Annotated in this window: 9 protein-coding genes and 1 pseudogene; 6 read left to right on the top strand and 4 right to left on the bottom strand. The window is 73.7% G+C overall.

Features of this window, described 5'->3' with window-relative positions:
* Positions 1-40: 40 nt before the first annotated feature.
* Positions 41-376 (top strand): annotated as a pseudogene (locus Q392_RS25665) (asparagine synthase-related protein); the annotation flags it as partial.
* Between the two features lie 10 nt (positions 377-386).
* Here Q392_RS25665 and Q392_RS25660 read toward each other — a convergent pair.
* Positions 387-1367, bottom strand: a complete 981-nt coding sequence (locus Q392_RS25660; RefSeq protein ID WP_038215010.1) for a threo-3-hydroxy-L-aspartate ammonia-lyase — start codon at positions 1365-1367, stop codon at positions 387-389.
* 93 nt (positions 1368-1460) lie between these two features.
* Positions 1461-2168, bottom strand: a complete 708-nt coding sequence (locus Q392_RS25655; protein ID WP_051953968.1) for an ankyrin repeat domain-containing protein — start codon at positions 2166-2168, stop codon at positions 1461-1463.
* Between the two features lie 132 nt (positions 2169-2300).
* Here Q392_RS25655 and Q392_RS25650 point away from each other — a divergent pair, with 132 nt between their 5' ends.
* The 5 genes from Q392_RS25650 to Q392_RS25630 all read left to right on the top strand — a co-directional run bounded on the left by Q392_RS25650 (position 2301) and on the right by Q392_RS25630 (position 7431).
* Positions 2301-3749 (top strand): cobyric acid synthase, encoded by a 1449-nt coding sequence (locus Q392_RS25650; RefSeq protein ID WP_038215008.1) that lies wholly within the window; start codon positions 2301-2303, stop codon positions 3747-3749.
* Positions 3746-4786 (top strand): nicotinate-nucleotide--dimethylbenzimidazole phosphoribosyltransferase, encoded by a 1041-nt coding sequence (gene cobT, locus Q392_RS25645; protein ID WP_038215005.1) that lies wholly within the window; start codon positions 3746-3748, stop codon positions 4784-4786. The genes Q392_RS25650 and cobT overlap by 4 nt, the downstream gene beginning before the upstream one ends.
* A gap of 70 nt (positions 4787-4856) precedes the next feature.
* Positions 4857-6065 (top strand): serine hydrolase domain-containing protein, encoded by a 1209-nt coding sequence (locus Q392_RS25640; RefSeq protein WP_038215003.1) that lies wholly within the window; start codon positions 4857-4859, stop codon positions 6063-6065.
* Positions 6062-6850: an adenosylcobinamide-GDP ribazoletransferase gene (gene cobS, locus Q392_RS25635; RefSeq protein ID WP_038215000.1), complete on the top strand. Its 789-nt coding sequence runs from the start codon at positions 6062-6064 to the stop codon at positions 6848-6850. The genes Q392_RS25640 and cobS overlap by 4 nt, the downstream gene beginning before the upstream one ends.
* Complete coding sequence (locus Q392_RS25630; RefSeq protein WP_051953969.1) at positions 6847-7431, top strand: histidine phosphatase family protein; 585 nt, start codon at positions 6847-6849, stop codon at positions 7429-7431. Before cobS ends, Q392_RS25630 begins: the two co-directional genes overlap by 4 nt.
* Here the strand turns inward: Q392_RS25630 and nth are convergent.
* Entirely contained in the window at positions 7401-8042 is a 642-nt protein-coding gene (gene nth, locus Q392_RS25625) for an endonuclease III (protein ID WP_038214997.1), read from the bottom strand. The two genes, Q392_RS25630 and nth, sit on opposite strands and share 31 nt — an antisense overlap.
* Before the next feature lie 45 nt (positions 8043-8087).
* The coding region (locus Q392_RS25620; RefSeq protein WP_038214985.1) for an aromatic ring-hydroxylating oxygenase subunit alpha at positions 8088-9028 on the bottom strand (941 nt) is incomplete at its 5' end.

Here is a 9028-nt window from a genome sequence, read left to right as displayed (position 1 = left end):
CCCGAGCCGGTCCGAGGCTTAAAGATACAAGGCGCACGGGCTCGAGCTGAAGGCCTTCTTCAAGGCCTTGGTCGACGCCAGGCGCCTGCTGCCCGGCGACGTCGTCTATCGCCGCAAGCAATGGGTGCGATCACCGATGGGGGCGTGGCTGCGGGGCGGCCTGGGCGCCGGGATCGAGCGCTTGATTCTGCAAGGGCCTGCAAGGGACCGGGGGCTGTTCGATCTGGCCGTCGTGCAGCAGGTGATGGACGCTCACCGTGCCGGGCGCGCCGACTTCGGCGAACTGCTGATGATGCTCGCCGGCGTCGAACTGTGGCAGCGGCTGTTCGTGGATCCGCCGACCCTGGCGCCGCCCGATGACGGCATGGCGGCGTGACCTTGCGATCTCAGCCCGCCGTCAGCCCGGCGAAGCGGGCCAGGTCCACGTTGCCGCCGCTCAGCACCACGCCCACCCGCAGCCCGCGCAGCGTGTCCTTCATGGCGCGCGCCGCGGCCAGGCCCAGGCAGCCGGTGGGCTCGGCCACGAGCTTCATGCGGGTGAAGAGGAAGCGCATCGCATCGACGAGCTGGGCGTCGGTGGCGGTCAGCACGTCCGCCGCGTCGCGGCGGATGATGGCGAAGGTGTGCTGGCCCAGGTGCTGCGTCTGCGCGCCGTCGGCGATGGTGTGCGGCGTGTCGATGTGCACGATGCGGCCCTCGCGCAGCGAGCGCTGGCCGTCGTTGCCGGCCTCCGGCTCCACGCCGAAGACGCGGCAGCGCGGCGACAGCGCCTTCGCCGCCAGGCACGAGCCCGACAGCAGCCCGCCGCCACCCAGCGGGACGAACAGGGCATCGAGCTCGCCGGCCTGCTCGATCAGCTCCTTCGCCGCCGTGCCCTGGCCGGCGATGACGTCCGGGTGGTCGTAGGGCGGGATGAGCGTGCAGCCTTGCCGCGCCGAGATGTCGCGGCCGATCTGCTCGCGGTCGTCGCGGTAGCGGTCGTACAGCACCACCTGCCCGCCGTAGCCGCGCGTGGCCGCCACCTTGGCGGCCGGTGCGTCCTCGGGCATGACGATGGTGGCGGGCATGCCCAGGATGCGCGCCGCCAGGGCGATCGCCTGCGCATGGTTGCCCGACGAGAAGGCCACCACACCGGCCCGGCGCTGCGCGGGGCTGAACTTCGCCAGCGCGTTGAAGGCGCCGCGGAACTTGAAGGCGCCCATGCGCTGCAGGTTCTCGCACTTGAGGAAGACGCTCGCGCCCAGTTCCTCGTCGAGCGTGCGCGAGGTCATCACCGGCGTGCGGTGGGCCTGGCCCTCGAGCCGCGCGGAAGCCGCGGCCACGTCGTCGTAGGTGGGCAGGTCGGGAGGCGTGCTGTGCTCGGTCATGCGCGCAGCATGCCACGACCTGGCCGCATCAGAAGGTGTGAATGGATCCGGCGTGGCAGAACGAGCGGGCATGTCGGGTTCGTTCACGCCTTCTCAGCGCGCGCCGGCCGCCTCCAGCCGCTGCACCATCGCGGCGAAGCCGCGCGAGCGCGCCAGTTGCAGCGGCGTGCGGCCCTGGCGGTCGGCCAGTTGCAGGCCGGCGCCGGCGCTCACCAGCGCATCCAGCGTGCGCTGGTGGCGCGGACCGCCGTCGCCGAGCACGATCGACTCGATCAGCGCCGTCCAGTGCAGGTTGTTCACGTGGTCCAGCGGCGCGCCGGCGGCGATCAGGCGGCGCACCACCTCGTCGTGGCCCAGGTGGGCGGCGGCGATGAGCGCGGTGCCGTCGTAGCGGCTCGTCACCTGCCGGGCGGAGGCGCCGAGCGAGAGCAGCAGCGACAGCGTCTCGGGGTCGTCGGCCACCGCGGCGATGGTCACGGCGTCGTAGCGGTCGCCGTCCAGCCGGTCCAGCGGCGCGCCGGCCCGGGCCAGCAGCCGGATGGCCTCGCGCTGGCGGGCGTGCGCCGCCACGTGCAGGGCGGTGCGGCCGCGGCCGTCGGTGGCCTGCACGTCGGCGCCGGCGGCCAGCAGCGCCTTCAGGCGAGGAACGTCACCGTGCCAGGCGGCCAGGTGCAGGCCCTGGTAGGCCTGCACTTCGGCGGGCTGCGGCGCGACCTGGGCGAGGGCGCCGCCGGCGGCGGCCAGGCCGGCGAGCAGGGCGGCGAGGCAGCGGCGGCGATGGGTGTCGGGGAGCGTGCGCATGGTGCCCACTGTAGGCAGCGCGGCGCGGGCCGGCCATGCGTGCGGCTACCCCAGCGGCTCCGTACAACTACGCAGGCGCGCCGCCGCCGGATGGGAGAATGCCGGCCCCATGCATCGCTTTTCCGTCCGCCCATGCCCGCCCGCTGCGTGATGGTGCTGGGCACCACCAGCGGCGCCGGCAAGAGCTGGCTGGCGACCGCGCTGTGCCGCTGGTATGCGCGCCGGGGCCTGAAGGTCGCGCCCTTCAAGGCGCAGAACATGAGCAACAACGCCCGTGTGGTGGACCACGGCGAGATCGGCAGCGCCCAGTACTTCCAGGCCCTGGCCGCGCGCGCCGTGCCGGATGTGCGGATGAACCCGCTGCTGCTCAAGCCCGAGCGCGACACGGCCAGCCAGGTGGTGCTGATGGGCCGGGTCGACGAAGCGATGGCGCGCGTGCCCTGGCGCGAACGCAGCGCCCTCGTGTGGCCGCAGGTGGCCGAGGCCTTCGACGCGCTGGCCGCAGCGCACGACGTGGTGGTGCTGGAAGGCGCGGGCTCGCCGGCCGAGATCAACCTGATGGCGAGCGACATCGTCAACCTGCGCATGGCCCGCCATGCCGATGCGCGCTGCCTGCTGGCCACCGACATCGACCGCGGCGGCGCCTTCGCCCACCTGTACGGCACCTGGGCGCTGATGCCCGAGGCCGACCGTGCGCGGCTGGCGGGCTTCGTGCTCAACCGCTTCCGCGGCGACGCGGCGCTGCTGGCGCCGGGGCCGCAGCAACTGCAGCAGCTCACCGGCGTGCCGACCGTGGCGACGCTGCCGATGTGGCGCGAGCACGGCCTGCCGGAGGAGGACGGTGTGTTCGATGCCGGCACGACCGGCACCGCCGACGCACGCCTCACGGTCGCCGTTGTCGCCTATCCCCGCATCAGCAACCTCGACGAGTTCCAGCCGCTCAAGCGCGTGCCCGGCCTGCGTCTCGTCTGGGCGCGCACGCCGGGCGAACTGGCCGGCGCCGACTGGATCGTGCTGCCCGGCTCCAAGGCCACCGCCGACGACCTGCAATGGCTGCGCCGCCAGGGCCTGGACCGCGCCATCGCCGAGCACGCCGCGGCCGGCGGCGCGGTGCTGGGCCTCTGCGGCGGCCTGCAGATGCTGGGCGAGGCGCTGGTCGATCCGCACGGCATCGACGGCAACGCCGCCGGCCTGGGCCTGCTGCCGCTGGTGACGGTGTTCGAGCGCGAGAAGACGGTGCGCCACCGCCGCGCCCGCTTCGGCGCGCTGGACGGGCCGTGGGCGGCGCTCGCGGGCTGCGAGGTGGCGGGCTACGAGATCCACCACGGCCGCACCGCGCTGCATCCCTCGCTGGCCGGCGACGGCGGCGAGGCGATGCCGGACGGCCTGGCCTGGCGCAACGCGCGCGGCAACGTGCTGGGCGTGTACCTGCACGGCCTGTTCGAGGACGCGGCGGCGCTGCACGCGCTGTTCGGCGCCGAGGTGCCCACGCTCGACGCCGTGTTCGACGGCCTGGCCGATTTCATCGACGACCATTTCCAGCCCGGTGTGCTCGCCGGGCTGCTGCGACCCGCACCGTGACCGATCCGCTGATCCCCGACCTGCCCGACATCGACGACCCGCAACTGGCCGCGCGCCTGCAGTCGCTCATCGACCACAAGACCAAGCCGCTCGGCGCGCTCGGCCGCCTGGAGGCGCTGGCCGTGCGCCTGGGCCTGATCCTCGGCACCGAGGCGCCGCGCCTGGAACGGCCGCAGATGCTGGTGTGCGCCGGCGACCACGGCCTGGCGGCGCGCGGCGTGTCGGCCTACCCGCAGGAGGTGACGGCGCAGATGGTGCTGAACTTCCTGGCCGGCGGCGCCGCGGTGAGCGTGCTGGCGCGCCAGCACGGCCTGGCCCTCACGGTGGTGGACTGCGGCATCGCGCGCGAGCTGCCCACGCAGCCCGGCCTGCTGCGGCGGCGCATCGGCCCCGGCACGGCCGACATGCTGGAAGGCCCGGCGATGACCCGCGCGCAGTGCGACGCGGCCATCGCCAACGGCCGCGACATCGTGCGCGCGCTGCCGGGCAACGCGCTGCTGCCGGGCGAGATGGGCATCGGCAACACCTCGTCGGCCTCGCTGCTGCTGGCCCGCCTGGCGGGGCAGGACATCGACGCCTGCACCGGCATCGGCACCGGGCTGGACGACGCCGGCCGTGCGCGCAAGCGCGACGTACTGCGCGAGGTGCTGGCGCGGCATGCGCGGGCCACCGCGCCGCTCGATGCGCTGGCGGCCTTCGGCGGCTTCGAGATCGCCACGCTCGTCGGTGCCGTGCTGCAGGCCGCGCAGGAGCGGCGGGTGATCGTGGTCGACGGCTTCATCGCCAGCGCCGCCGTGCTGGTGGCGCATGCGCTGCAGCCGCGCGTGGTGCAGCGCTGCGTGGCGGCCCACGGCTCGGCCGAGCCGGGCCATGCGCCGATGCTGCGCGCGCTGAGCCTCGCGCCCCTGCTCGATCTGGACCTGCGGCTGGGCGAGGGCTCCGGTGCCGCGCTGGCCTGGCCGCTGCTGGAGTCGGCCTGCCGCATCCTGCGCGAGATGGCGAGCTTCGAGTCGGCGGGCGTGTCGACCCGGGGCTGACGCCGCGCGCGGCCCTGGCAGAACAGGGCGCGTGGATAACATGCGCGCCATCTGCGGCGGGAGACCCCTCGTGAAGACCTTCAAGAAAATCGTCCTGGGCGCGCTGGCGCTCCTGGTGCTGGCCGGCGTGGCCGGCTGGTTCAGCCTCGACAAGGAAACGCGCGGCCTGCTCAGGGCGCTGCCCACCGACCGCGACGTGCTGTTCTGGAGCCAGGCGCAGCGCGATGCGGCCTTCCGCGCCATGGACCGCATCCCGCTGCTGGCCAAGTGGCACACCGTCGCGCCCGGCGCCGCGCCCAGGCCGCTGCCGCCCGGCCCGCCGCTCGCGCTCGGCATCGACGCGGATGCCTTCCTGGCCAGCCAGCACGGCGCGGCGGTGCTGATCCTGCAGGGCGGCAGGCTGCGGCTGGAGCGCTACGGCCTGGGCTTCGATGCCGCGGGGCGCTGGACCAGCTTTTCCGTCGCCAAGTCCTTCACCTCCACGCTGGTGGGCGCCGCGGTGCGCGACGGTGGCATCAGGAGCCTGGACGACAAGGTCAGCGACTACATCCCGCAGATGAAGGGCTCCGCCTACGACGACGTGAGCGTGCGGCAGCTGCTGACCATGACCTCGGGCGTGCGCTGGAACGAGGACTACGGCGACCCGAATTCCGACGTGGCCCGCTTCAACAACCACCGGCCCGAGCCCGGCGTGGATGCGCTGGTGAGCTACATGCGCACGCTGCCGCGCGAGGCGCCCCCCGGCACGCGCTGGCACTACAGCACGGGCGAGACCAACCTGATCGGCATCCTCGTCACCCAGGCCACCGGCAAGCCATTGGCGCAGTACCTGCAGGAGAAGGTGTGGCAGCCTGCCGGCATGGAGCGCCCCGCCACCTGGCTGCTGAGCAAGACCGGGCAGGAGATCAGCGGCTGCTGCCTGCAGGCCGCGCCGCGCGACTTCGCGCGCTTCGGCCAGTTCATCCTCGAAGGCGCGCGCGTCGATGGCCGGCCCATCGTGCCCGACGACTGGCTGGCCGACGCCACCACCCGGCGCGCCGACATCGGCATCCCCGGGCGCGGCTACGGCTACCAGTGGTGGACCTACGACGACGGCAGCTTCGCGGCGCGCGGCATCTTCGGCCAGGGCATCTTCATCGACCCCCGGCGGCAGCTGGTGATCGCCTTCAACGCCGACTGGCCGTCGGCGCAGGATGCCCAGGCGGCCGCCGCGCGCGAGGCCTTCTTCCGCGCCGCGCAGAAGGCGGTGGACGAGGAGGCCGCCGGCCGCCCGGGATGAACGCGCTGCGCCACTTCCTGCTCGCGCTGCAGTTCTTCACCCGCGTGCCGGTGACGGGCCGGTTGGCCGCGTGGGTCGGCTACAGCCCGGCGATGCTGCGCGCCAGCGCAGCGCACTTCCCGGGCGTGGGCTGGCTGGTGGGCGGCGTGGCGGCGGGCGTGTTCCTGCTCGCGCAGGCGGGCCTGCCGCCGCTGGCGGCGGTGCTGCTGAGCACGGCGGCGACGGTGTGGATGACCGGCGCCTTCCACGAGGACGGCCTGGCCGACACGGCCGACGGCCTGGGCGGATCGGCCGGGCGCGAGCGCGCCCTGCAGATCATGAAGGACTCGCGCATCGGCAGCTACGGCGCGCTGGCGCTGGTGCTCGCGCTGATGCTCAAGGTCGCGCTGCTGGCGGCGCTGGCGGGGCAGGGCGCCTGGGCGGTGGCGGCGGCGATGCTCTCGGCGCACGTGCTGTCGCGGCTGGCGCCGCTGGCCGTGATCCGCGCGCTGCCGCACGTGGGCGACGAGGGGACGAGCAAGTCCAAGCCGCTGGCCGATGCGCTGTCGGGCCCGGCGCTGGCGGTCGGCGTGGCGTGGTCGCTGCCGGCGCTGCTGCCCGTCGCGGTGGCGCTGGGCCCTGCGAAGGCGGCGGCGATGGTGGTCGCCGCCGCGCTCGCCGCGCTGTGGATGGGCCGGCTGCTGCGCCGGCGCCTGCAGGGCTTCACCGGCGACGGCCTGGGCGCGACGCAGCAGCTCGCCGAGCTGGCCGTCTACCTCGCGCTGGCATGGCGCTGGCCGGCATGAGGCTGTGGATGCAGCGCCATGCGCCGGTGCTGTGCGCGCCGGGCCTGTGCTACGGCGCGAGCGACCTGCCGGCCGACCCCGCGCACACGGCCGAAGCCGCGGCGCGCATCGCGGCCGCGCTGCCGGCGGGCGTGGCGCTGTGGACCTCGCCGCGCGTGCGCTGCACCGTCCTCGCCGAGGCCGTCGCGCGGCTGCGGCCCGACCTCGGCGCGGTGCGGACCGACGTGCGCCTGGCCGAGATGGACTTCGGCGCCTGGGAGGGCCGGCCCTGGTCCGCCATCGCGCGCAGCGAGTTCGATGCCTGGCTGGCCGACTTCGCCGACGCGCGGCCCGGCGGCCACGGCGAGAGCACGCGCGCTTTCATGCAGCGGGTGGCGGCCGCCTGGGACGACTGGCGCTCCGGCGGCCGCGACGCGGCGTGGTTCACCCATGCCGGCGTGATGCGCGCCGCGGGCCTGGTCGAACGCGGCCGGCGCACCGTGCGCGAGGCCGGCGACTGGCCGCAGGACGCCATCGGCCACGGCGAATGGCGCTGCCTGGGCGGGTCTCGTCAGCCCGGCGCGGGCGTCTTGGGCTTGTAGTCGCAGAAGGTGTGCACCGCGCATTCCCAGCATTTGGGCTTGCGCGCCACGCACACGTAGCGCCCGTGCAGGATCAGCCAGTGGTGCGCGTGCTGCACGAATTCCTTGGGCACGCGCTTCTCCAGCTTCAGCTCCACCTCCAGCGGCGTCTTGCCGGGCGCCAGGCCGGTGCGGTTGCCGACGCGGAAGATGTGCGTGTCCACCGCGATGGTCGGCTCGCCGAAGGCGATGTTGAGCACCACGTTCGCGGTCTTGCGGCCCACGCCGGGCAGCGCCTCCAGCTCGGCGCGCGTGCGAGGCACCTCGCCGCCGTGGCGCTCGACCAGGATGCGGCAGGCCTCGACCAGGTGCTTGGCCTTGCTGCGGTACAGGCCGATGGTCTTGATGTAGGGCTCCAGCCCCTCGGCGCCCAGCGCGAGGATGGCCTGCGGCGTGCCGGCGACGGGGAACAGCTTGCGCGTGGCCTTGTTGACGCTCACGTCGGTGGCCTGCGCCGAGAGCAGCACCGCGGCCAGCAGCTCGAAGGGGGTGGAATATTCCAGTTCGCTCCTGGGCGCCGGGTTGGCGGCCTGGAGCGTGGCGAAGAAGGGGACGATGTCGGCTTTTTTCATCGGGGCGGCGCCGACTGTAACGGCGCCGCGCCCGCGGCCGGCCGTTCAGGCGGAGGCAGCGTCCTGTTTGTCCACCTGCTGCTGGGCCAGCCCGCGCAGGTAGCGGCGCAGGCGCACGATGCCCAGGTCGTGCTGGTACAGATTCTCGTGCTGATTGGCGTCCTGGGGCATCTGCTCGAGCACCACCCGGTCCTGCTCCAGCACGTGCCAGTGGCGCGCCTCCAGCCGGTTGCGGTACAAAAAGCGCCACGTGTCGCGCTGCCAGCCCGGCGCCAGCTTGCGCACCCGCCAGAAGAACACCGCCGACAGCTGCGCCGAGATCGGCGTGCACATGCCCACGATGATGAAGTTGCCCCCCGGCCCGCCCGTCTTCGGGTACGGGATCTCCAGGCGCATCCAGTGGATGCCCGTGTCCCCGAACTCCGTCCAGTCGAAGTTCACGTTGCGCTGGCCCTCCTTCTCGAACACGAAGCCCGTGTCGGTGGGCCGCACCGAGAACTTGGCCGTGCTGTCCCCTTCGGCCATCGAGTGCGACTGCTTGTGCAGGAAGGTGCCGTGCATCGGGTCCATCACGTTGTCCAGCGCGTAGCGGTAGTCGCACTTCCACTCCGTGTAGCACAGGAAGGAGGAATAGGCCTCGGCGTCGGTGAGCTGCTCGGGCAGCACCAGCGGGGGCGGCTCGTCCACCGGCTCGCTGGCGTTGTAGAGGAACACCGCCCCGGCCACCTCGCGCACGTGGAAGCTGCGCGTGGCCTTCTGGCCCTCGAGCTTGCAGCCCGGGCTGCCGGGCACGCTGGTGACCACGCCGTCGCAGCGCACCTCCACACCGTGGTAGGGGCACGACAGGCGGTCGCCCATGGTCACGCCCTGCGACAGGGGCGCGCCGCGGTGCGGACAGCGGTCCTCCAGCGCGTGCACCTGGCCGTCGGCGCCGCGCCACAGGGCCAGCCTGTAGCCGAAGCGGCGCAGCGACACGGGCCGCTCCT

Origin of the sequence: Xenophilus azovorans DSM 13620 (genome assembly GCF_000745855.1) — a bacterium.
GTDB lineage: Bacteria > Pseudomonadota > Gammaproteobacteria > Burkholderiales > Burkholderiaceae_C > Xenophilus > Xenophilus azovorans.
The sequence above is the reverse complement of the archived record's forward strand: the minus strand, read 5'-3'. Positions and strand labels throughout refer to the sequence as shown.

What these genes read in the sequence shown, in the direction of transcription:
- Q392_RS25660 (WP_038215010.1), bottom strand. Translation starts at nt 1,367, where the DNA reads ATGACCGAGCACAGCACGCCTCCCGACCTGCCCACCTACGACGACGTG.
- Q392_RS25655 (WP_051953968.1), bottom strand. Translation starts at nt 2,168, where the DNA reads ATGCGCACGCTCCCCGACACCCATCGCCGCCGCTGCCTCGCCGCCCTG.
- Q392_RS25650 (WP_038215008.1), top strand. Translation starts at nt 2,301, where the DNA reads ATGCCCGCCCGCTGCGTGATGGTGCTGGGCACCACCAGCGGCGCCGGC.
- cobS (WP_038215000.1), top strand. Translation starts at nt 6,062, where the DNA reads ATGAACGCGCTGCGCCACTTCCTGCTCGCGCTGCAGTTCTTCACCCGC.
- Q392_RS25630 (WP_051953969.1), top strand. Translation starts at nt 6,847, where the DNA reads ATGAGGCTGTGGATGCAGCGCCATGCGCCGGTGCTGTGCGCGCCGGGC.
- nth (WP_038214997.1), bottom strand. Translation starts at nt 8,042, where the DNA reads ATGAAAAAAGCCGACATCGTCCCCTTCTTCGCCACGCTCCAGGCCGCC.